Below are 21,796 nucleotides of genomic sequence, written 5' to 3' on the forward strand. Positions count from 1 at the left end.
CGGTCCCCCGCCTCATCTGTTAGGAGCCTGGATGACCGCGGAACCACCCGCCGTCGAACTGAAGGGGATCACCAAACGGTTCCCCGGCGTTGTGGCCAACTCCGACGTCAACCTCACCGTGCGCAAGGGCACGATCCACGCGATCGTCGGTGAGAACGGTGCCGGCAAGTCGACCCTGATGAAGATCCTCTACGGCATGCAGCCCCCCGACGAGGGGGAGATCATCGTCGACGGGGGCGCGGTCAGGTTCTCCTCGCCGCAGGGCGCGATCGCGGCCGGCATCGGCATGGTGCACCAGCACTTCATGCTCGCCGACAACTTCACCGTGACCGAGAACGTGGTGCTCGGGGCGGAGAAGCTCTACGGCATCGGGTCGCGGGCCAAGGCCAAGATCACCGAGATCTCCCAGCGGTACGGCCTGGGCGTGCGCCCGGACGAGCTGGTCGAGAACCTCGGGGTCGGCGACCGCCAGCGCGTCGAGATCCTCAAGGTGCTCTACCGCGGCGCCCGGATCCTCATCCTGGACGAGCCGACCGCGGTGCTCGTCCCGCAGGAGGTCGACGAGCTCTTCGGCAACCTCCGCGAGCTCATCCGCGAGGGCCTGACCGTCCTGTTCATCTCGCACAAGCTCGACGAGGTGCGCGCGGTCGCCGACGACATCACCGTCATCCGCCGCGGCACCACCGTCGCCTCGGTCAAGCCGGCCGACGTGAGCGCCCGCCAGCTGGCCACCCTCATGGTCGGCAGCGAGCTGCCCAGCCCGGAGGCGCGCGAGTCGACCGTCACCGACGAGCCGGCCCTGGTCGTCGAGGGGCTCACGGTCCTCGGCGCGGGGGGCCGCCCGGTCGTGAGCGACGCGACCTTCACCATCCACCGGGGCGAGGTCGTCGGCATCGCCGGCGTCGAGGGCAACGGCCAGGCCGAGCTGGCCGAGGCCATCCTCGGCATGCGCGAGTCGACCGGCACCATCCGGCTCGGCGCCGACGACGTCTCCAGGTGGAGCACCCGGCGCCGCCGCGAGGCCGGCATCGGCTACGTGCCGGAGGACCGGCACCGCCAGGGCCTGCTGCTGGACGCGCCACTGTGGGAGAACCGGATCCTCGGCCACCAGACCGAGCGGCCCAACGCCCGCGGCGTGCTCATCGACGTCGGCGGCGCCCGGCGCGACACCCAGCGCATCGTGGAGCAGTACGACGTGCGCACCCCCAGCATCGACGTCGCCGCCGTGGCCCTCTCCGGCGGCAACCAGCAGAAGCTCATCGTCGGCCGCGAGATGAGCCACGAGCCGAAGGTCCTCATCGCCGCCCACCCGACGCGCGGGGTCGACGTCGGCGCGCAGGCCGCGATCTGGGACCACATCCGCAACGCCCGCATCGCCGGCATGGGCGTGCTGCTGATCTCGGCCGACCTGGACGAGCTCATCGGTCTGTCGGACTCCCTCAAGGTCATCTACGGTGGACGGCTGGTGGCCGACGCCGACCCGGCCACCGTCACCCCCGAACAGCTGGGCGTCGCGATGACGGGCGCCACGATCGAGGAGGCCTCCCAGTGAGCGCGGGAACCATCACCGCCTCCCCGCCGCCGTTCTGGCGGCGCGTCGACCCGGCCAAGCTCCTGCCCCAGCTCGTCGCGCCGGTCGCGGCGCTGCTGCTGGCCGCCGTGATCTCCTGGATCGCGCTCTCGCTCACCGGCAAGGACGCGGCCCAGGCCTTCAGCGACATGCTGGACTTCGGCACGCAGCCGGACTCGATCGTCGAGATCCTGAACAAGGCCAGCGAGTACTACATCGCCGCCGTCGCCGTGGCCATCGGCTTCAAGATGGGCCTGTTCAACATCGGCGTCGAGGGCCAGTCGAAGATCGGCGCGTTCATGGCCGGGGCCCTGGCCAGCGCCTCCTTCATGAGCTGGATGCCCGGCTCGCTGCGGATCGTGCTGATCATCGTGGTCGCGGCCATCGTCGGCGCGATCTGGGCCTCGATCGCCGCGCTGCTCAAGACCCAGCGCGGGGTCAGCGAGGTCATCTCCACGCTGATGCTCAACGCGATCGCCGGCCAGGTGGTGACCTGGCTGCTCAACGACCACTGGGGCGTGCAGCAGCCCGGCGCGCAGATCAAGACCACGGGCGTGCTGCCCGAGAGCTCCTGGATGCCCGGCCTGCCGATCGTCTCCGGCACCGACCAGAAGGTGCTGGGCTTCCTGGCCATCGCCGCGGTCCTCGGCATCGTCTACTGGTTCACCATCAACCGCACCCGCTTCGGCTTCGACCTGCGGGCCACGGGCTACAACCCGTTCGCGGCCACGGCCAGCGGCGTGAGCGCCAAGAAGATGGTCATCACCGCGATGGTGATCTCGGGCGCCATCGGCGGCCTGGTCAACCTGCCGCGGATGCTCGGCGAGACCCACACCTACACCGAGGGCTTCGGCGGCATCGGCTTCACCGGCATCGCGGTCGCGCTGCTGGGCCGCAACCACCCGGTCGGCATGGCCCTGGGCGCGATCCTGTGGGGCTTCCTGGCCCGCTCCCAGCTCATCCTCGACCTCGACGGCATCCCGAAAGAGATCGTGGTGATCATGCAGGGCGTCGCCGTCCTGTCCGTGGTCGTCGCCTATGAGCTGGCCAACCGCATCGGCCGCCGCGCCCAGCAGCGGCGGGTCGGTGCCGCCACCGCGGCCCCGGTCGGCTCGGCCCCGCTGGCCACGGCATCGGAGGAGTCCAAGTGAGCACCGACGCGATGCTCTCCGCCGTCGCGGCGGGACCGGCCGCGCCCAAGCGGCGCCGCATGAGTACCTCCCGGATCCTGCTCATCATCGCCGGCACCCTGATCGGCCTGTCGCTGGTGCATCTGCTCACCGGGGCCGACGATGTCACCTCGCAGGGCGCCATCCAGGCCGCGCTGCAGGCCGCGGTGCCGATCGGGCTGGCCGGCCTCGGCGGGCTCTGGTCGGAGCGGGCCGGCGTGGTCAACATCGGCCTCGAGGGCCAGATGATCCTCGGCACCTGGTTCGGCGCCTGGGGCAGCCTCAACTACGGGCCCTGGGCCGGCCTGCTCATCGGCATCGCCGGCGGCGCGATCGGCGGCCTGCTGCACGCGCTGGCCACGGTGACGTTCGGGGTCGACCACATCATCTCCGGTGTCGCGATCACGCTGCTGGCGCCGGGCATCACGCGGTACCTCTCCTTCATCGTGTGGGGCAGCGGCGGCGCGACCCAGTCGCCGGCGCTCAAGCCCGACCAGACCGTGCCGCGCGTCTCGGTGCCGTTCGTCGACCGGCTCGCCGGGCTCGAGAAGCACCACTGGTTCCTGGTCAGCGACCTGGCGGGCGTGCTGCGCGGCCTGCTCGTGGACGTGTCGCTGGTGACGGTGCTCGCGGTGCTGCTCATCGTCGGGACCTGGCTGGTGCTGTGGCGCAGCCCGTTCGGCCTGCGCGTGCGCTCGGTCGGCGAGGACCCGCAGGCGGCCGAGAGCCTCGGCATCAACGTCTACAAGTACAAGTACTACGGCGTCGTCATCTCCGGCGCGATGGCCGGCCTCGGCGGCGTGTACCTGTCGACCGTCAGCTCGGTGATCTTCCGCGAGGGGCAGACGGGCGGCCGCGGCTACATCGGCCTCGCCGCGATGATCTTCGGCAACTGGCGGCCGGGCGGGCTGGCGCTGGGCGCCTCGCTGTTCGGCTACACCGACGCGCTGCAGCTGCGCCGCGGCTCGGAGTCGGTGCACGCGCTGCTCATCCTCGTCGGGGCGCTGCTGCTGGCCCTGGCGGTGTGGGAGTTCGTGCGGCGCAACACCGTGGTCGGGGTGGCCGCGGGCGTGCTGGGCATCCTGTCGTACGTCATCTACTTCACCGTCGACAAGATCCCCACGGCGCTCGTGCAGGCCGCGCCCTACATCACGGTGCTGGTGGTGCTGGCGCTGGCGGCCCAGCGGCTGCGCATGCCCGCGGCCGACGGCAAGCCCTATCGCCGCGGCGGATGACCTTGGAGGACCTTGCCCAGGCACTATTGAGTCGTGAACTCTCTCGTGATTGATTGGGCCGCGCTGCGGGGCGCGGCGGTCTCGGCCATGGAACGGGCGTACGCGCCGTACTCCAAGTTCCCGGTCGGCGCCGCCGCGCTGGTCGACGACGGCCGGGTCGTGGTCGGGTGCAACGTCGAGAACGCCTCCTACGGCATCGGCCTGTGCGCCGAGTGCGGCCTGGTCTCGAGCCTGCAGGTCAGCGGCGGCGGCCGGCTGGTCGCGCTGGCCTGCGTGGACGCCGAGGGCCGGCCGCTCATGCCGTGCGGGCGGTGCCGCCAGCTGCTCTGGGAGCACGGCGGGGCCACGCTGCTCGTCGATCACGTGGGCGGGCCGCTGCCGATGTCGGCGCTGCTGCCGTACGCCTTCGACGACACCGACCTCGCCCGCGTCAACGAGCGCGAGGTGGATCTGGGCCCGACGGTCCCCGCCGCGCTCGCGCTGAAGGTCGGCAGCGGGACCGTCTTCGTGCACCCGGACGTCGCCGAGGGCCGGCAGGTCTGGACGTCGTACTGGGAACGCTCATCCGGCACCGGTGATGACGAACCGACGGGCATCCTGGAGGAGGGCCCGATCTTCGCCACGGCCGCCGAGGCGGTCGACTGGGGCCGCATCCGCACCCCGCGCGTGGTCGTCGTCGACGCGCAGGGCACCGCGAGCTGGGCCGGGGACACCCCCCGCCCGGCCGGCATCGAACAGGACTGGAGCACGCGATGAGCTTCGCGGCCGTGGACGTCATCCGCGCCAAGCGCGACAAGGGCGTACTGAGCGACGAGCAGATCGACTGGGTCGTCGCCGCCTACACCCGGGGCGAGGTCGCCGACGAGCAGATGTCGGCGCTGGCGATGGCGATCCTGCTCAACGGCATGACGCCCGGGGAGATCGCCCGCTGGACCGCGGCGATGATCGCCTCGGGGGAGCGGCTGGACCTGTCCAAGGTCGGGCGGCCGACCGTCGACAAGCACTCCACCGGCGGGGTCGGCGACAAGATCACGCTGCCGCTGACGCCGCTCGTGGCCGCGTGCGGGGCGGCGGTGCCGCAGCTGTCCGGCCGTGGCCTCGGCCACACCGGCGGGACGCTGGACAAGCTGGAGGCGATCCGCGGCTTCGGCACCAGGCTCTCCAACGAGGAGTTCACCGAGCAGCTGCGCTCGATCGGCGCCGCGATCTGCGCCGCGGGCGACGGCCTGGCCCCGGCCGACCGCAAGCTCTACGCGCTGCGGGACGTCACCGGCACGGTCGAGGCCATCCCGCTCATCGCGAGCTCGATCATGAGCAAGAAGATCGCCGAGGGTACGTCGGCGCTCATCCTCGACGTGAAGTTCGGCTCGGGCGCGTTCATGCGCGAGGTCGCCGACGCCCGCGAGCTGGCCCGCACCATGGTGGAGCTGGGCAAGGCGCACGGCGTGACGACCGTGGCGCTGCTGACCGACATGGAGGTGCCGCTCGGCCGGGCCGTCGGGCACTCCGTCGAGGTCGAGGAGTCGCTGGAGGTGCTGGCCGGCGGCGGGCCGCAGGACGTCGTGACGCTCACCCTCGCCCTGGCCCGGGAGATGCTCGACGCGGTCGGGCTCGACGCGGACCCGCAGGACGCGATCGCCTCCGGCCGCGCGATGGACTCGTGGCGGGCCCTGGTGCGGGCGCAGGGCGGCGACCCGGACGCCCCGCTGCCGGTGGCGAACGAGGTGGAGACCATCACCGCGGCGGCGGACGGGTTCGTGTCGGGGCTGGACGCGTACGCGGTCGGCGTGGCCGCGTGGCGCCTCGGGGCCGGTCGCGCCCGCAAGGAGGACCCGGTCAGCACGTCGGCCGGCATCATCCTGCACCGCAAGCCGGGCGAGCCGGTGCACGCCGGCGACGTGATCATGGAGCTGCGGGCCGAGGACGCCGCGAAGCTGCCGGCGGCGCTGGAGGTGGCCCGTGGGGCGGTCACCCTCGCCGAGGCGCCTCCGGCCAAGCGGCCGCTCATCCTCGACCGGATCTCCTGATGCCGGGCCGGCCCGAACGGGCGGTTATTGTGCGCGGGTGAGCACCACGGCGCCGGATCCGCAGCGGGTGCGGGAGGCGAGCCTCGAGGAGCTGCACCGCCTGCGGCTCCCCCTTCCCCCGCCCGACTTCCCGCTGGTGTGGGAGCCGGGGGACCACATCGAGCTGCGCCCCGGGCCGGAGATCGAGGCCCGGGCCGCGTGCCTGAACGTCGTGCTCGCCCGGGCCTGGGGCATGCCGCCCGAGCTGGGCGTGCAGTGGCTGGCCGAGGCGCGGCTGGTCGACCGGCTCACCCCGCCGGAGTGGCGGTTCGTGGCCGACGGCGACGGCGACGAGCGCGCGTTCGCCCTGCACGTGGAGGCCCTGTTCGCCCTGGCGTGGCTGCTGGGCATCGCGATGGACCTCGACCCGCTGCGGGGCGCCGCCGACGGGCTGATGGAGCGGCTGCCGGACCTGGCCCACGGGGAGAGCTTCGCGGCCTGGCGCCGGCGCACCCTGGCCGCCCCGCGCTCGGTCACCGACGCGGCCCGCCAGCTCGACCTGTATTACTGCCTGGACTGGTCGCTGCGGGAGTGCGCGCTGCGGCGGCTGCCCCTGCCCGGGCAGCTCGACGCGGGCGCGGCGGGGCAGCGGCGGTGGGCGCTGGAGTGGGCGGTGGTGTTCACCGGGCCGTACCACGGGGCGGCGCCGAGCTGGGAACAGGTCGATCTCAGCACGTAGCGGCCCATGACTCGGGTCCGCGGGGGTGCGGACCGTCGCTCCCGCCAGACACCGCTCGGCGCTGCGCGCCGTCGCTGCCAGGTCCGCCGCTGGTCACCCGCCATCCAGCTTCAGTGCTTCGGGCGCGGGCGCCACACGGTGAGCTCGACGTCGAGGGTGGCGGCGATCGGCTCCGCCATCCCCTCCAGGGCCGCACGAATGTTGTCCGGGTCGGTGTGCCACGCGCTCGGGCCCATCCCGACGAGGGCGAAGGCGTCGGCGCGGCCGAGGGCGAGCGGCGTGCGGACCCGCCGGGCCTCGGCGCGCAGAAACCAGGGGTCGAGGCTGCGGTGCAGCCGCTCGCCCTTGGCCGGGTCGACGCGGATCAGGCCGAGCGCGTCGACGAGCTCGGCGAGGTGCCCGGCGGCCGGCGTGGCCACGACCAGGGCGCCCCGCGGGTGCAGGACGCGCGCGAACTCGGCCCCGGAGCGGGGCGCGAAGACGTCGAGGATGACGGCGGCGGCGTGGTCGGCGACGGGCAGGCCCTGCCAGATGTCGGCGCGGACGGCCCCGATGCGCTCGCCGGCCCGGGCGGCGCGGCGCAGGGCCGGCTTGGAGGTGTCGATCGCGAGCCCGTCGCGCTCGCCGGCGGTCGCGGCGGCGAGGTAGTGGGCCGTGCCGGCGCCGACCTCCACCACCAGGCCCGGCCGTTCGCGCCCGGTCAGCCCGGCCACGGCCGCGCTCAGGGCGCCGAAGTGGCCGGCGGCCAGCAGGGCCTCCCGGGCCGCGACCATCTCCGCCGTGTCGCCGGTGGGGGCGGGGCGGCCGGCGGTCAGATCGACGTACCCCTGCCGGGCGACGTCGAAAGCATGCCCCTGCGGGCATCGCAGCGCCCGCTCGCCGGGGGAGAGCGGGGAGCGGCACACGGGACAGCGCAGATATGTGATGAGAGCCGGTCGCACCCCACTAGTGTCGGCCTATGGCTGTACCAACCTTCGACGAGATCCGTCGCGCGCCCAAGGCCCTCCTCCACGACCACCTCGACGGGGGCCTGCGCCCCGCCACGATCCTGGACCTCGCGGCCGAGATCGGCCACGAGCTGCCGGCCGCCACCCCCGACGGGCTGGCGGAGTGGTTCGTCGCGGCGGCGGACTCGGGGTCGCTGGAGCGGTACCTCACCACCTTCGCCCATACCGTCGCGGTGATGCAGACCGCGCAAGCGCTGCACCGGGTCGCCCGCGAGTGCGCGCTGGACCTGGCCGCCGACGGGGTCGTCTACGCCGAGGTCCGCTTCGCCCCCGAGCAGCACCTGGAGGCCGGGCTCACCCTGCCCGAGGTCGTCGAGGCGGTGCTGGACGGGTTCCGGACCGGCTCGGCCGAGGCGGCCGCGGCGGGCCACCCGATCCGGGTCGGCACCCTGCTCACCGCGATGCGGCACGCGGCGCGCTCGATGGAGATCGCGGAGCTCTCCATCCGGTACCGCGACGCCGGCGTCGTCGGCTTCGACATCGCGGGCGCCGAGGCCGGCTTCCCGCCCACCCGGCACCTCGACGCCTTTGAATACCTCCAGCGCGAGAACTCACATTTCACCATTCACGCCGGTGAGGCGTTCGGCCTGCCCTCGATCTGGCAGGCGCTGCAGTGGTGCGGGGCGGACCGGCTCGGGCACGGCGTGCGCATCGTCGACGACATCGCACGCGAGGGCGACCGGGGCAGCACGCTGGGGCGGCTGGCCGCATACGTGCGGGACAAGCGCATCCCGCTCGAGCTGTGCCCCTCGTCCAACGTGCAGACCGGCGCGGCCCCCTCGATCCGCGAGCACCCGATCGGGCTGCTGCGCGACCTGCGGTTCCGCGTGACCGTCAACACGGACAACCGGCTCATGAGCGGCACCAGCATGTCGCGGGAGATGGCGCTGCTGGTGGAGGCGTTCGGCTACGGCTGGGCGGAATTGCAATGGTTCACGGTGAATGCGATGAAGAGTGCCTTCATTCCGTTCGACGAGCGCCTCGCCTTGATCAATGACGTCATCAAGCCGGCGTACGCGAAGCTGGTGTGATGTGGGCATGTAGCCCACCCTTCTTCGCAACGAGCGATTAAACGGACATATCCGTAAAACTCGCACATAAGCCACAGCGGTAGACCTGGGCTTTCTTCTTGGCACGGGACATGGTGGAATCTCGGAGGTCTGGCCCAGTAGGGTCGGCCGGTCGCGGGTGCCTGCTGTTCCACGAGGCGCCGGTTCGGAGGGCGGTGAAGTGAGCAAACGGCCATCGACGCAAGAGCCGGTCTCGTCGCGTCTGCGTTTCCCGATCGGCCGGCTCCGGGACCTGCCGATCTGGTCGAAGCTCGGCCTCATCATGATCGTCCCGATCATCGCGACGATCGTGGTCGGCACCAACGGTCTCGTCGGCAACATCGGCGACGCGAACGACGCCGATCGGGCCCGCACGCTCTCCGGACTGTCCGCCCAGGCCTCCGCCCTCGTGCACGAGCTGCAGAACGAGCGGGCGAACGCGACGATGCTGCTCGGCCAGCTCAACACCGACGCGGCCGTCGAGGCCCGCAGCATCTTCGAGCGCCAGACCCAGAAGACCGACGACGCGCGCCGGGACTACGAGCAGACCCGCTCCGGCCTGGCCGACCCGCCCGTGGACTTCCGCAAGCAGCTCGGCTCGATCGACACGCAGCTGCAGGACCTGCCCGGCATGCGCAAGAAGATCACCGAGGGCAGCAAGGACATCCTGGCCAGCACCGTCGTGGCGCGGTACAAGTCGCTCATCGACGACCTGCTCAGCATCCGCGGCAGCTCGGCCGAGCTGTCGAACAACCCGTCGCTGGGCGTCGACATGCGCGCCGCGGCCGCCATCTCGGAGATGAAGGAGCAGGTGGCCCTGGAGCGGGTCGTCGGCATCCGGGCGCTCACGACGAAGGCGTTCACGCCGCAGCTGCGCAAGGAGTTCCAGGCCGCCCTGACCGGCCAGGATCAGGCGGAGGAGCAGTTCCGCACCAACTCCCAGCCCTGGCACCGCGACGTGTTCGACAAGAAGCGCTCCGGCTCGGACCTCAAAGAGGCCGCCACCTTCGAGGGCATCCTCGGCCCGCTGACCACCGAGCAGCTGCCCGCCGAGGTCAACTTCACGGCCGCCGCGTGGGACAACGCCATGATCAACAAGGCGAACCTGCTGCGCGGCATCGAGATCGAGTTCGACGACCACAACATCGACAGCGCCACCGCGGCCCGCAACGACCTGCAGCGCCGGGTGCTCGTCACCGCCGGCGCGCTGCTGGGCATGCTGCTGCTGGCGATCCTCTTCGCCTGGATCGTGGCCCGGTCGATGGCCCGCTCGCTGCGCGAGCTGCGTCACGGCGCGCTCACGGTCGCGCAGTTCGGCCTGCCCCAGGCGGTGCAGCGGCTGCGGGACCCCTCGCTGGCCACCCAGATGTCGCCGCACCAGCTGGCCCTGCAGATCGCCGAGCCGCTGCCGATCCGCAGCCGCGACGAGTTCGGCCAGGTGGCCGAGGCGTTCAACGCGGTGCACCTCGAGGCCGTGCGCACCGCGGCCGAGCAGGCCGCCCTGCGGGCCAGCGTCGCGACCATGTTCGTCAACCTCGCCCGCCGCTCGCAGATCCTGGTCGACCGGCTCATCGGTCACCTGGACCGGCTGGAGCGCGGCGAGGAGGACCCGGACCGGCTGGCCGAGCTCTTCCAGCTCGACCACCTGGCCACCCGGATGCGCCGTAACGACGAGAACCTCCTGGTCCTCGCGGGCGCCGACTCCACGCGCATCCAGCGCGAGCCGGCCCCGCTGATGGACGTGCTGCGCGCCGCGCAGTCCGAGGTCGAGCACTACACGCGCATCGAGTTCGGCATGATCGACCGCGACATCGAGATCGCGGCGCACTCGGTCAACGACATGGTCCACCTGGTCGCCGAGCTGCTGGACAACGCGACCGCGTTCTCCCCGCCGGACTCGGCCGTCATCGTCGAGGCCCGCCGCGTCGGCGACCGCGCCGTGCTGCTGGTCGAGGACCACGGCATCGGCATCTCGCCCGAGCAGCTCGCCGAGCTCAACGACCGGCTCGCCAACCCGCCGATGGTCGACGTGGCCGTCTCCCGGATGATGGGCCTCGTCGTGGTCGCCCGGCTGGCGGCCCGGCACGGGGTCAAGGTCGAGCTGCGGGCGGCGCGCGAGCGCGGCACCATCGCCGACATGACGCTGCCGGCCGGCGTGCTCGTGCCGCGGGCGCTGTCCGGGCGCGCCGCCGCGGGGATGCCGACCGCCGGCATGCCCGCCGTCGGCCCCAACGACGTCGTGCAGGCCCGGCCGATCCCGTCGACCCCCGCCCCGCGCTCCCCGCTCGCCTCGCCGCTGGCGCTGGAGAGCGGCCCGACGCCCGGCGGTCTCGGCGGCGGCTTTGCGGGCGCCGGCACCGGCGGCAACGGCGGCGGCCCGCGCTTCGGCACCCTGACCAGCAGCGGCCTCTTCAGCGGCGACCGTCCCGAGCGCAACGGCGTGGGCGGCCCCGGCACCGCGGAGCGCCCGACCGTCAACGGCTTCGCCAACGGCGCCCCGCCGCGCCCGGCCCCGCCCGCGCCTCCGGCCCGCCCGACGCTCCCGCCCTCGGGCGGCGACGGTGGCGGCTTCCGGCGCGGGGACACGGACGGCAGCGGCTTCCGCCGGGGCGACACGGGCGGCTTCCGCCGCGACGGCGCCGGCTTCGGCGGCCGCGACCCCGAGCGTGACACCGGCGGCCTGAGCCGCAACGGCTTCGGCGGGGAGCGCCCGGCCGAGCGCAACGGCGGTGGCCGCAACCTGCCGGCCTGGTCCGACCTCACCGGCGTCGGCGACGCCGGCGGCGAGGAGGCCTACCGGCGCGAGCGCTCCGACGCGCCCGGCGGACCGGGCGGCCTCAACCCGCTGCCCCAGCGTCGCGCCAACGAGGCGTGGCCGAGCGAGGGCGAGGTGACCGACGCCGAGGAGGTGGGCGGCCCGATCCCGCGGCAGCGGCCCGGCCTCGGCGGCGGGCAGTTCGACGGCGACTCCGCGTTCGGCGGCGCACCCGCGCCGCAGAACGGGTTCTCCACCCCGCCGGCCGCTCAGCCGCCGGCGCCATCGCCGTGGCCGGTGGCCGAGCCCGAGCCGCAGCAGCGGCCCGCGGCCGAGTCCTACGCCCCGGTCGACATGACCGCGGAGATTCCGCGCGTCCGGCTCGACTGGGACCCGGCACCGAGCGAGACCGAATCCCAAGACTCGCGGCAGCGCTTCGTCGACGAGACGATGGAGCTGCCGATCTTCCGGGAGCTGGAGTCCGCCTGGTTCACGACCACGCGCCAGCCCCTGGCAGACCCGACGCCCCCGGCGCCCGCCGCGGCCCCCGCTCCGGCTCCGGCCGCGGCGCAGCCGCCCTCGTCCGGCCCCCGGCCGGTCGAGGTCACCTACAGTGAGGCGCCGTCCCCATACGTCCCGCCGCAGCGATTTGAAACCCGCACTCCGGGTGAAGCTTCGCGAGGTTCGGCCGACCGGGCGTCGAGCGGTTCGGCAGTAAACTGGCACACTGCGGCAGACGAAGGATGGCAAGCGGCAGCGGCAATCGCCGAGGCGCAGGAATTTGCGACAACCGACATGGGTTTGCCCAAGCGCGTGCCGATGTCGCAGCTGGTTCCGGGTGGCGTTGAGAAGAACACCACCGTTGCGCACAAGCGGACGCCGGAGTCCGTGCGCGGTCTGTTGTCGGCGTATCACCGAGGCGTTCAGCGCGGCCGCACGCGGTCCGACGACTCGACAACCCCGGAGCCGACTTCGGCCGGGCCTCAAAACTCGCAGGTTGGCAAGGAGCACGAGGCATGACATCTACGCAGGATCTCGGTTGGCTGCTAGCCAACTTCGCGGACCGAGTGCCGGGGGTCGCCCACGCGGTCGCCGTCTCGGCGGACGGTCTGCTGTTGGCTGCTTCTCGCGACCTGCCCCGCGACCGTGGCGATCAGCTCGCCGCGATCGCGTCCGGTCTGGTGAGCCTGACCCAGGGTGCGTCCCGCTGCTTCGAGGGCGGGGCCGTGCTGCAGACTGTGGTCGAAATGGACAACGGCTTCCTGTTCCTCATGTCGATCTCCGACGGTTCGTCGTTCGCGGTCCTCGCGGCCCGCGCCTGCGACGTCGGCCAGGTCGGCTACGAAATGGCATTGCTGGTCGACCGGGTCGGTGACGCTCTCACGCCGCCGCCTCGCCCCACGGCCTCGATGCTCGGCTGAAGCTGAACTGAACTCGGTGACAGAGCAATATCCATTAGTGGCAACAACATACTCATTGGCTGCTTACGAGGCCCGACGAGTGAGGAGGTGAACGGCGAACATGGCCGAACGCGATGAGCCAACGGGCGCGTTGGTAAGGCCGTACGCCGTCACCCGAGGTCGCACCCGGCCCAAGCTGGAGATCGCGATCGAGGCGCTGGTCGAGACCACCGTGCGTGGCCGGGCGGCCAACACCAGGCCGGGTGGTGCTCACGGCCAGGAGCAGCAATACATTTCAACGCTTTGCGACGGTCGCCTGCAGTCTCTCGCCGAGATCGCGGCGCGCATGCAGCTTCCGCTGGGTGTCGCCCGCGTCATCGTGGCAGACATGGCTGCCGACGGATTGGTCGCGGTGTACGAGCCGACCTCGCTCGACGATAACGAGTCGGTGGGCACAGAACTGCTTGAGAGGGTGCTGAGTGGACTTCGGAGGCTCTGACGTGGCACACCGCCCAGGGCGGGTCACGTCAGCGAAGATCGTCATCGCCGGCGGTTTCGGCGTGGGCAAGACCACACTGGTCGGCTCGGTCTCGGAGATCACGCCGCTGACCACCGAGGCCATCATGACCTCCGCCGGTGTCGGTGTGGATGACACCCGCAATGTGCCCGGCAAGACGACGACCACGGTCGCGATGGACTTCGGTCGTATCTCGATCGACCGGGACCTGATCCTGTACCTGTTCGGCACCCCGGGCCAGACCCGTTTCTGGTTCATGTGGGACGAGCTCGTGCGGGGCGCCATCGGGGCGGTCGTGATGGTGGACACCCGGCGTCTGGCCGACTGTTTCGCCGCGATCGACTTCTTCGAGCACCGGCGGCTGCCCTACCTGGTGGCCATCAACTGCTTCGACGGCGTGCAGTACCACAACGCCGACGACGTGCGGGAGGCGCTCGCGATCTCGAGCGACGTTCCCGTGGTGTCGTGCGACGCTCGCTCCCGCGAGTCGACCAAGAACGTGCTCATCTCGCTCGTCGAGTACGTCCTGTCGATGCGCCGGAGCCGGGCGACCGCGCCGGCGTAACACCCCGCAGCACCCCACTCAGCCGTGGACGCGCACCGAGCACCCGTGAGGGTCGCCCGGTGCGCGTTTGCGTTGGCGGACTTCACCCTGCGTACCGTTCCGAGTGCGGAACGCGCCCGTTTCCGTTCTCGGGCTCGCTGAGCGATTCGTACCCCGTGCGGCGCCTATGGGGGTGCCCCTGCCCGGCCCGGCGCCCTGACGGCGCGCACAGGCCGTTCGCACGGGCCTTCGCGCGGCCACCCTCCACCACATCCACACGGGAACGACTCCCGGCCTGGCCCACGCTCGCCACGGGCGCAGCGCCCCGGGGCGAGTGCACGCGTGGTGGGTGGGCCGTGGCGGGCGTGGGCGGGGCGTGGGCGTGGCGGGGCGCGGGCGGGGCGTGGGCGTGGCGGGGCGCGGGCGGGGCGTGGGCGGGGCGTGGACGGGGCGTGGCGGGGCGTGGACGGGGCGCGGACGGGGCCTGGCGTGGCGGGCGTGGGCGTGGCCGGGTGTGGGCGGGGCGCGGCGTGGCGGGTGGGCCGTGGCGGGCGTGGGCGGGCGTGGGGTGGCGTTGGCGTGGCGGGCCGTTGGCGTGGCGTGGTGTCCCGGGCGAGCGTGTGGGTAGGCGTCGGCGTCAGGACGGAACCAGCGAGGGCCGCCCCCGACGATCGGGAGCGGCCCTCGAACGCTGTGCGGTGCCGGTTAGCGGCGGGCGGAGCGGTACTCGTACTCCCGCTCCTGGTAGTCCCGGCTCGCCTCGCGACTGAAGTCCCAGCCGCCCGCCGACTCGCGCCCCGGCCGGCCGCCGACCGCGAAGCCGCCGACCTCCTGGCCTCGGCGCCAGCCGCGGAAGTAGCCGGTCGTGTGCGCCGCGATCTGGGCGGCGTCGCGCACGATGCGCAGCGGCCGCTCCGGGTTGTTCACCGGGGCGCCCGGCACCAGGTTCTGCTGCGGCACGCGGCGCGGAAGGCCGGAGCGGGTCTCGTCGCCGATCTCCGGCGCGCTGGCCCGCTGGGCCGCCTGCCACGCCGAGTCGTTCGAGTTCTCCCAGCTCGGGGTCGCGCGCGGGGCCGCGGTCTCGCCGGTGGACTCGGAGTCCGCGTCCCAGTCGGTGAACCAGGCCGAGCGGGCGGCCGCGAAGATCAGCAGGTCGCCGTCGCCCTCGTCGGCCGGCTTGCCGGCCTCGCGGTCGGCGGCCGGGGCGCGGCGGCTGCGGCCGGCACCGGTGCTGCGGGCGGTCGCGCGCTCCGCCGGGCGGTCCGAGTCGACCAGGCGCAGGGCCGGGGGCTCGAACGGGAACTCGCCGCTGTACTCCCCGCTGAGCTCGTCCGAGTAGCCGGCCTTGAGCGCCGGGTCGGCCACCGGGGCCGGCTCGACAAGGCGCAGGCCCGCGGGCTCGAGCGGCAGCTCGCCCGTCTGCCACGGCGGGGGCACGCGGCCCTCGCGCTGGCGGGGCAGTTCGACGTGGCGCTCGGCCGACGCCGACCGGGCCCGCTCGCTGCGCGGGATCTCGGTGCGCGCCCGCTCGGACCGCGGGATCTCCGTGCGCGAGGAGCGTGGGATCTCGGTGCGTGAGGAGCGCGGGATCTCGGTGCGGGCCCGCTCGCTGCGCGCCGGCTGCTCGTCGTCCTGGCTGCGGTCGGCGTGCCGGGAGGCGGCACGGGTCGACTGCGCGGCCTCCTGCTCGGCGCGGTCGCGCTCGGCGCGCCGCTCCGCCCGGGACAGGCCCGCGGAGGCGGCCGCCGCCGGGGACTCGGCCCGGGACCGGGCGGAGCGCTCGCCGTTGAGGGGCGGGAACTCGCCGGAGCCGAACGAGGACAGCGCATCGGTCGCCGGGCCGCGTGAGGCCGCGGCGTCGGAGCCGCGGCGCGGGGGCAGGGCGGGTTTCGTCGTGGCCTCGAGCGTCGCGTCCAGCGCCGAGAAGTCCGGCGGCTGCGGGATGTCGCTGAGCTTCGGCAGGCTGCTCAGCTCCGAGGGGGAGGCGAGCGGGTCGGCGCCGAACTTGTAGGCCGCGACCGAGGTCTCCGTCGTGGGCGTGTCCGACGTGCCGAGCGGCCAGCGGGAGCGGGTGGCGCTCGCGGTGTCGAGCGTCGGCGGCTCGCCCAGCGCGGCGAGGTCGCTCAGGCGCGGGCCGCTGTCGAGGCCGCCGCCCGCGGTGGGCGCGGTCGCGGCCGGGGACGAGACCGAGGCGGCCGGCGGCGCGGAGGACGGGCCGGTGAGCGGGTCGTAGCCGTAGGAGTCGAAGCGCGGCAGCTCGTGCGGCTCGGATCCGCCGATCAGCGGGGCGATGCCCGGCGGCGGGGGCGGCATGAGCGACGTGAACTGCGGCTCGCTGCTCGATGACGTCGGCTGCGGCGGGATCACCGGGGTCGGCGCGACCGGCGGCGGGGCGACCGGGGCCGGGGCCACCGGCAGCGGCGCGACGGGCGTCGGCTGCGGCGGCGCGGGCTGCAGCGGGACCGGGATCGACTGCATCGAGGCCGGGGTCGGCGCCTGCGACTGGTAGGTCGGGGGCACGGGCGGCGCGGGCGCGTACATCGGCGTCGGCGGCTGGTAGGCGGCCGACTGGTACGGCGGCGGGGCGGCGTGCGTGGAGGGCGTGTATCCGGGCGGCGCGGAGGTGACCCCGTAGGCTGGCGGGGCCGAGGGCACCGAGCCGTAGGCCGGCGGCGCGGACGGCACCGACCCGTAGGCGGGCGGGGCCGACGGCACGTAGCCGGGGGGTGTCGAGACGACCGGCGGCGTGGAGACGACGGCGGACGCGGAGCCGATGGTCGCCGGGGGCGCCGACACGACGGGCGGCTGGGCCTGGGCCGGCAGGGCCGGCGCGTTCTGGGCGCGGCGGCGGCCGCCGGTGGCGCGGGCGGCCGAGGACTCCTCGGCCCGGGCCACCTCGGCGGCGCGGGCGGCCTCGGCGGCCCGGGTCGCGGCGCGGGAGCGGGTCTGCGGGGCGTCGCTCGCGGCGGCGGCCGGCCGGGCGTTGGAGGCGACGGCGGCGGCCCGGGAGCGCGACGGCGCGTCCTGGGCGGCGGCCGGGCGCAGCGGGCCGGCGGGCGCGCCGAGCGGGGTGCCCTGGTTCAGGGCGGTGGCCGGGCTCAGCGGCGTGGCCGGGCGCTGCCGGTTGGGCAGTGTGCGGTGGGCGGCCGGGCTCATCTTGTCGGCGAGCACCGCGACGAGCGCGGCGGCCGCGGCGTCGCCGGCCCGCACGGCCGCGACGGACTGCCGGATGGTCTCGGCGACCGCGGTGGTCATGGCCCGGTTGACGCCGGTGCGGCGCGGGGTCTCGGCGATCGCGACCCGCAGCGCGGTGATCGCCTCGCCCAGCGTGACGGCGTCGGCGACCCCGGCCTTGGCCAGCTCGGCGACGACCGCCTGGTCGCCCTTGCGGCCGGTGGCGCCGCCGCCGAGGATGCCCGGCTCGGGCAGCGCGTCGAGGATGGCCAGCGGGATCGACTCGGCCGGGTCGGGGTAGGCGCGCAGGGCCGCGGGGTAGAGCTCGCGGAGCACCTCGCGCAGCGTGGCCGCGGCGCTCTGCCGGCCGGAGACGACGGCGGCGTGCGCGGCGAGGACCGGCTTGAGCGGGAGCATGTCGCGCGGGGCGGCCTGGCCGACCGCGGAGAGGACGCCGGCCTGCAGGGCCCGGGCGAGCCCGACCGCGCGGCGCTCGGCGGCGTTGGACTGGATCTCCTCCGGCGACTCGTCGTCGGCGAAGCGCTCGGCGTAGTCGTCGGCCGAGTCGTCGTCGGTGAACGCGAGGTTGCGGCCGGCCGCGGTGAGCAGCTGGGTGACGACGTGGTCGTCGCTCTCGGCCGCGACCGCCACGGCGGAGGTGCCGCCGGAGCGCTGCGCCAGCAGAGCGCTCAGCTCGGCGTAACCGCCGGCGTCGTCGCTCACCTCGCAGATGTCGATGAGTCGGCCGGCGTCGTCGACGACCGCGACGGTCAACCAGATGTCGGAACCCGACTGCGGCTCGGCGGGTTCAGCCGACGCCAGACCGCAGTACACCCGAACGAGCGCCACCGCGTCGTCCTCCTCTCGGGACATCAGTTGAGCTTTCGACACGTCGGCGGGGACTGTCCCGGGGCCCCGCCGTCGTGTTGCCGCAGGTCAAACTGAACGACCTCTAGTGAACAGGTTGACGGCCGGTGACGCGATCAGCCGAAACGGCTGAATGCCCCAGTGGCTGATCGTCGTCCACCGTCGCCACCCGTCCGGCTAGGAGCCGGGTCGGGCCCGCCGTGCCAAAATGCCCACGGCTTAGATCCTGTCGGTCACAAATCAATCACGCCAGTCCACGGCGGCAGAAATTTTGCCGATAATCGTCCGCCAGCCGAGGGCCGCCTGTTGTGCCCCGATTTTCTTGAGCCGGCGCTTGGCGAAGAAGCCGCCCATGCCGCCCGCCGCCGCAGCTCGCAGGCCCTCGTCGAGGTCGTCGAGCGGGGAGCCGGGGGAGAGCGCCGTGCGGACCGGTTCGAGCCGCAGGGCGTAAGCAAGGTCACGCGCCGCCTCGCCCGCGGCGAGCAGCAGGTCGGTGTCCCACGCGTCCTGGCCGCCGCGGAGGTTCTCCACGACGAGGTCGAGCTCGTAGTGGTTCTCGTCGGTGGGCACGACCGCCGAGGCCGTGATGCGCTTGCGCAGGCTCTCCCAGGTGTCGAGCTGGGTGAGGTCGTGCTCGGCGTCGCTCTTGACGAACTCGACCAGGCCCTCGGCGGAGCGGAAGAGCAGCAGCTTGCCGCGGTGGGAGAGGAACGCCGGAACCTCCTCGGGCTCCGCCTCCTCTTCCTCTTCCTCTTCTTCCTCGTCCTGCGCGCCGACCTCGGCCTCGGCGTCCTCGTCGTCGGCCTTGTCCGAGTCCTCGTCGAGCTCGGCGGCCTCGTCCAGCTCGTCGGATTCGGCGGCTTCGTCGGAATCCGCGTCATCCTTCTTCGCCGGCTTCTTGCGGGACTTCGCGGATGAAGCTTCCACGGCGGCCGGCTCCGGCTCGTCCTCGAACAGCTCCGCGTTCTCGAGGATGACGACGCGCTCGTCGTCCTCGTCCTCCGCCGGGCGCCGGTGGAGGATCGCGAAGTCGTCCTCCTCCTCGTCGACCTCCGTCGGGGTCAGCTCGGTGTTGAGCCGGTAGGCCCGCAGCGTGAAGCCGACGCCCTTGAGCAGCGCGATCTCGACGGGCTCGATGCGCACGTCGTTCCACATCGCGTCGGCCTGGGCCGTGCGCTCGCGGCCGCCCTCCTCCTCGTCGAAGTCGGCGTCGTCCTCGTCGTCCTCGGTGTCGGCGTCCTCGACGGCATCGACGTCGTCGTCGATCTCAGTGTCGGCCAGGGCGTCGACGTCGGCGTCGGCCGAGGCTTCCTCGATGTCCTCCTCCACCGGCTCGGGCTTGGCCGGACGCGAGGATGCGGGCCGGGAAGACCGGGAAGACTGGCGGGCCACTGTGACCTCCGTAGTCGGGCTCGGCGTGCGGGCACACCAGGGCGTGTGTGGCCTCGCGCACAAAACACCCTAGTGTGCACCGTCTGCGGCGGTCAGACCCCCTTGGGGTGCCAAACCGTCTTGATCTCCAGCAGCGAGAGCATGCGGGAAACGCCGGGGTCGGCGCCCCAGTCCGGAGTGCTCGGCCGGATCACCCGCTTCAGGTTCTCCGCCGCGGCCGCCTCCAACTCCTTTGCGAGTGTGGCGTCCGTCACGCCGGTGAGATCGATGGCATTCACGTCCATGTGCGCGGCGAGCCACGGCGCCATCTCGGCGACCGAGCCCGTCAGCAGGTTGACCACGCCGCCGGGCAGGTCGGAGGTGGCGAGCACCTCGGTCAGGGTCACGGCCGGCAGGGGCCGGTCGGGCGCGGCGAGCACGACGACCGTGTTGCCGGTCACGATCGCGGGCGCGATCACGCTCACCAGCCCGAGCAGCGATGAGTCGGCCGGGGCGACGATCCCGACGACGCCGGTCGGCTCCGGGGCGGAGAGGTTGAAGTACGGCCCGGCGACCGGGTTGGCCCCGCCGTGCACCTGGGCGATCTTGTCGGCCCAGCCCGCGTACCAGACCCAGCGGTCGATCGCGGCGTCGACGAGGGAGGCGGCGTCGTCCTCGAACAGCCCCACCTCCTCGGCGAACTGCGAGCGGCGGCCCTCCAGCATCTCCGCGATCCGGTAGAGGATCTGCCCGCGGTTGTACGCGGTCGCCCCGGACCACTTGCCCACGGCCGCGCGGGCGGCCTTCACGGCGTCGCGGACGTCCTTGCGGGAGCCGAGCGCGGCGTTGGCGAGGAACTCGCCCGAGGCCGACTGCACCTGGTAGGACCTCCCCGACTCGCTGCGGGGGAACGCGCCCCCGATGAACAGCTTGTACGTCTTGCGGACGGCCAGCCGGCCTTCAGTGCTCAAGGTAGGCCTCCAGCCCGTGCCGGCCGCCCTCGCGGCCGTAACCCGACTCCTTGTACCCGCCGAAGGGCGAGGCGGGGTCGAACTTGTTGAACGTGTTGGCCCACACCACGCCGGCCCGGAGCCGGTCCGCGATCTGCAGGATGCGGGAGCCCTTCTCGGTCCAGACGCCGGCGGAGAGCCCGTACGGCGTGTTGTTGGCCTTCTCGACCGCCTCGTCCGGCGTGCGGAACGTCAGCACCGACAGCACCGGCCCGAAGATCTCCTCCCGGGCGATCCGGTGCGCCTGGGTGACCCCGGTGAAGATCGTCGGGGCGAACCAGAACCCGCGCTCGGGCAGCTCGCACGGGGCCGACCAGCGCTCGGCCCCCTCCTGCTCGCCGACCTGCGACAGCTCCCGGATGCGGGCCAGCTGGGCGGCGGAGTTGACCGCGCCGACGTCGGTGTTCTTGTCCAGCGGGTCGCCGACGCGCAGCTGCGCCATGCGGCGCTTGAGGGCGGCGAGGAAGTCCCCGGCGATCGACTCCTGCAGCAGCAGCCGCGAGCCCGCGCAGCACACGTGGCCCTGGTTGAAGAAGATGCCGTTGACCACGCCCTCGACCGCCTGGTCGACGGCCGCGTCGTCGAAGACGATGTTCGCGGCCTTCCCGCCCAGCTCGAGGGTGAGCTTCTTGCCGGTGCCGGCGATCGCCCGCGCGATCGCCCGCCCCACCTCGGTCGAGCCGGTGAAGGCGACCTTGTCGACGCCGGGGTGCTCGACCAGCAGCCGGCCGGTCTCGCCCGCCCCGGTGACGATGTTGACGACGCCCGGCGGCAGCTCGGCCTGGCGGCAGATGTCGGCGAAGAGCAGCGCGGTCAGCGGCGTGGTCTCGGCCGGCTTGAGCACGACCGTGTTGCCCGCGGCGAGCGCCGGGGCGATCTTCCACGCGAGCATGAGCAGCGGGAAGTTCCATGGGATGACCTGGCCGGCGACGCCGAGCGGGCGCGGGTCGGGCCCGAAGCCGGCGTAGGGGAGCTTGTCGGCCCACCCGGCGTAGTAGAAGAAGTGCGCGGCGACGAGCGGGATGTCCACGTCCCGCGACTCGCGGATCGGCTTGCCGTTGTCCAGCGACTCCAGCACCGCGAGCTCGCGGCCCCGCTCCTGGATGATCCGGGCGATGCGGTAGAGGTACTTTGCCCGCTCCCGCCCGGGCATCGGCCCCCACACGGTGTCGAAGGCGTGCCGGGCGGCGCTCACCGCGGCATCGACGTCGGCCGCGTCGGCGCACGCGATCTCGGCGAGGGTCTCCTCGCTGGCGGGGTTGACCGACTTGAACGGCTCGCCCTTGCCGTCGACGAACTCGCCGCCGATGAACAGGCCGTAGGACGAGGCGATGTCGACGATGGCGCGCGACTCGGGCGCCGGGGCGTAGGAGAAGTCCATCG

Annotated in this window: 16 protein-coding genes; 11 read left to right on the forward strand and 5 right to left on the reverse strand. The window is 73.3% G+C overall.

Annotated features, from left to right (window positions below; genetic code table 11):
* The first annotated feature begins 31 nt into the window (after positions 1 to 31).
* From ACQP2P_RS04315 to ACQP2P_RS04340, 6 genes are all read left to right on the forward strand, one after another.
* Positions 32 to 1,552, forward strand: coding sequence for an ABC transporter ATP-binding protein (locus ACQP2P_RS04315; protein WP_433613490.1), 1,521 nt, complete (start codon positions 32 to 34; stop codon positions 1,550 to 1,552).
* Positions 1,549 to 2,721 carry an ABC transporter permease gene (locus ACQP2P_RS04320; RefSeq protein ID WP_433613492.1) on the forward strand — a complete coding sequence of 391 codons (1,173 nt, stop codon included), beginning with the start codon at positions 1,549 to 1,551 and terminating at the stop codon, positions 2,719 to 2,721. The genes ACQP2P_RS04315 and ACQP2P_RS04320 overlap by 4 nt, the downstream gene beginning before the upstream one ends.
* Positions 2,718 to 3,974, forward strand: a complete 1,257-nt coding sequence (locus ACQP2P_RS04325) for an ABC transporter permease (RefSeq protein WP_433613494.1) — start codon at positions 2,718 to 2,720, stop codon at positions 3,972 to 3,974. Before ACQP2P_RS04320 ends, ACQP2P_RS04325 begins: the two co-directional genes overlap by 4 nt.
* An 87-nt stretch (positions 3,975 to 4,061) precedes the next feature.
* Positions 4,062 to 4,730 (forward strand): cytidine deaminase, encoded by a 669-nt coding sequence (locus tag ACQP2P_RS04330; protein WP_433618965.1) that lies wholly within the window; start codon positions 4,062 to 4,064, stop codon positions 4,728 to 4,730.
* Positions 4,727 to 6,001, forward strand: coding sequence for a thymidine phosphorylase (locus ACQP2P_RS04335; RefSeq protein WP_433613496.1), 1,275 nt, complete (start codon positions 4,727 to 4,729; stop codon positions 5,999 to 6,001). The genes ACQP2P_RS04330 and ACQP2P_RS04335 overlap by 4 nt, the downstream gene beginning before the upstream one ends.
* A gap of 37 nt (positions 6,002 to 6,038) precedes the next feature.
* Complete coding sequence (locus tag ACQP2P_RS04340; protein WP_433613498.1) at positions 6,039 to 6,719, forward strand: DUF4272 domain-containing protein; 681 nt, start codon at positions 6,039 to 6,041, stop codon at positions 6,717 to 6,719.
* Between the two features lie 110 nt (positions 6,720 to 6,829).
* Here the strand turns inward: ACQP2P_RS04340 and ACQP2P_RS04345 are convergent, their stop codons facing one another.
* Complete coding sequence (locus ACQP2P_RS04345; RefSeq protein ID WP_433613500.1) at positions 6,830 to 7,660, reverse strand: putative RNA methyltransferase; 831 nt, start codon at positions 7,658 to 7,660, stop codon at positions 6,830 to 6,832.
* A 17-nt stretch (positions 7,661 to 7,677) separates the two neighbouring features.
* Between ACQP2P_RS04345 and ACQP2P_RS04350 the strand changes: the two genes are divergently transcribed.
* The 5 genes from ACQP2P_RS04350 to ACQP2P_RS04370 all read left to right on the forward strand — a co-directional run bounded on the left by ACQP2P_RS04350 (position 7,678) and on the right by ACQP2P_RS04370 (position 14,012).
* Complete coding sequence (locus ACQP2P_RS04350; RefSeq protein WP_433613502.1) at positions 7,678 to 8,757, forward strand: adenosine deaminase; 1,080 nt, start codon at positions 7,678 to 7,680, stop codon at positions 8,755 to 8,757.
* Between the two features lie 199 nt (positions 8,758 to 8,956).
* Positions 8,957 to 12,550, forward strand: a complete 3,594-nt coding sequence (locus ACQP2P_RS04355) for a sensor histidine kinase (RefSeq protein ID WP_433613504.1) — start codon at positions 8,957 to 8,959, stop codon at positions 12,548 to 12,550.
* Positions 12,547 to 12,951, forward strand: coding sequence for a roadblock/LC7 domain-containing protein (locus tag ACQP2P_RS04360; protein WP_033358336.1), 405 nt, complete (start codon positions 12,547 to 12,549; stop codon positions 12,949 to 12,951). The genes ACQP2P_RS04355 and ACQP2P_RS04360 overlap by 4 nt, the downstream gene beginning before the upstream one ends.
* 100 nt (positions 12,952 to 13,051) lie before the next feature.
* Positions 13,052 to 13,429 carry a DUF742 domain-containing protein gene (locus ACQP2P_RS04365; protein ID WP_350611831.1) on the forward strand — a complete coding sequence of 126 codons (378 nt, stop codon included), beginning with the start codon at positions 13,052 to 13,054 and terminating at the stop codon, positions 13,427 to 13,429.
* A complete protein-coding gene (locus ACQP2P_RS04370; RefSeq protein WP_433083288.1) occupies positions 13,410 to 14,012 on the forward strand; it encodes a GTP-binding protein in 603 nt (200 codons plus the stop codon). The genes ACQP2P_RS04365 and ACQP2P_RS04370 overlap by 20 nt, the downstream gene beginning before the upstream one ends.
* Positions 14,013 to 14,696: 684 nt before the next feature.
* Here ACQP2P_RS04370 and ACQP2P_RS04375 read toward each other — a convergent pair.
* The 4 genes from ACQP2P_RS04375 to ACQP2P_RS04390 form a co-directional block, all read right to left on the reverse strand.
* The gene (locus ACQP2P_RS04375; protein ID WP_433613507.1) at positions 14,697 to 18,038 is read right to left on the reverse strand and encodes a hypothetical protein; all 3,342 of its coding nucleotides are present in this window, start codon (positions 18,036 to 18,038) and stop codon (positions 14,697 to 14,699) included.
* Positions 18,039 to 18,272: 234 nt separating this feature from the next.
* The gene (locus ACQP2P_RS04380) at positions 18,273 to 19,361 is read right to left on the reverse strand and encodes a DNA primase (RefSeq protein ID WP_433613509.1); all 1,089 of its coding nucleotides are present in this window, start codon (positions 19,359 to 19,361) and stop codon (positions 18,273 to 18,275) included.
* A gap of 155 nt (positions 19,362 to 19,516) precedes the next feature.
* Positions 19,517 to 20,374: an aldehyde dehydrogenase family protein gene (locus ACQP2P_RS04385; RefSeq protein WP_433613511.1), complete on the reverse strand. Its 858-nt coding sequence runs from the start codon at positions 20,372 to 20,374 to the stop codon at positions 19,517 to 19,519.
* Positions 20,364 to 21,794, reverse strand: coding sequence for an aldehyde dehydrogenase family protein (locus ACQP2P_RS04390; protein ID WP_433613513.1), 1,431 nt, complete (start codon positions 21,792 to 21,794; stop codon positions 20,364 to 20,366). Before ACQP2P_RS04390 ends, ACQP2P_RS04385 begins: the two co-directional genes overlap by 11 nt.
* Between the last annotated feature and the right edge of the window lie 2 nt (positions 21,795 to 21,796).

It is taken from the genome of Dactylosporangium sp. CA-139114 (genome assembly GCF_050955725.1).
GTDB lineage: Bacteria > Actinomycetota > Actinomycetes > Mycobacteriales > Micromonosporaceae > Dactylosporangium.

Bases quoted from the DNA above. Each gene is read 5' to 3' on its own strand.
- ACQP2P_RS04315 (WP_433613490.1), top strand. From the start codon at position 32: ATGACCGCGGAACCACCCGCCGTCGAACTGAAGGGGATCACCAAACGG.
- ACQP2P_RS04330 (WP_433618965.1), top strand. From the start codon at position 4,062: ATGGAACGGGCGTACGCGCCGTACTCCAAGTTCCCGGTCGGCGCCGCC.
- ACQP2P_RS04335 (WP_433613496.1), top strand. From the start codon at position 4,727: ATGAGCTTCGCGGCCGTGGACGTCATCCGCGCCAAGCGCGACAAGGGC.
- ACQP2P_RS04350 (WP_433613502.1), top strand. From the start codon at position 7,678: ATGGCTGTACCAACCTTCGACGAGATCCGTCGCGCGCCCAAGGCCCTC.
- ACQP2P_RS04360 (WP_033358336.1), top strand. From the start codon at position 12,547: ATGACATCTACGCAGGATCTCGGTTGGCTGCTAGCCAACTTCGCGGAC.
- ACQP2P_RS04365 (WP_350611831.1), top strand. From the start codon at position 13,052: ATGGCCGAACGCGATGAGCCAACGGGCGCGTTGGTAAGGCCGTACGCC.
- ACQP2P_RS04375 (WP_433613507.1), bottom strand. From the start codon at position 18,038: ATGTCCCGAGAGGAGGACGACGCGGTGGCGCTCGTTCGGGTGTACTGC.
- ACQP2P_RS04390 (WP_433613513.1), bottom strand. From the start codon at position 21,794: ATGGACTTCTCCTACGCCCCGGCGCCCGAGTCGCGCGCCATCGTCGAC.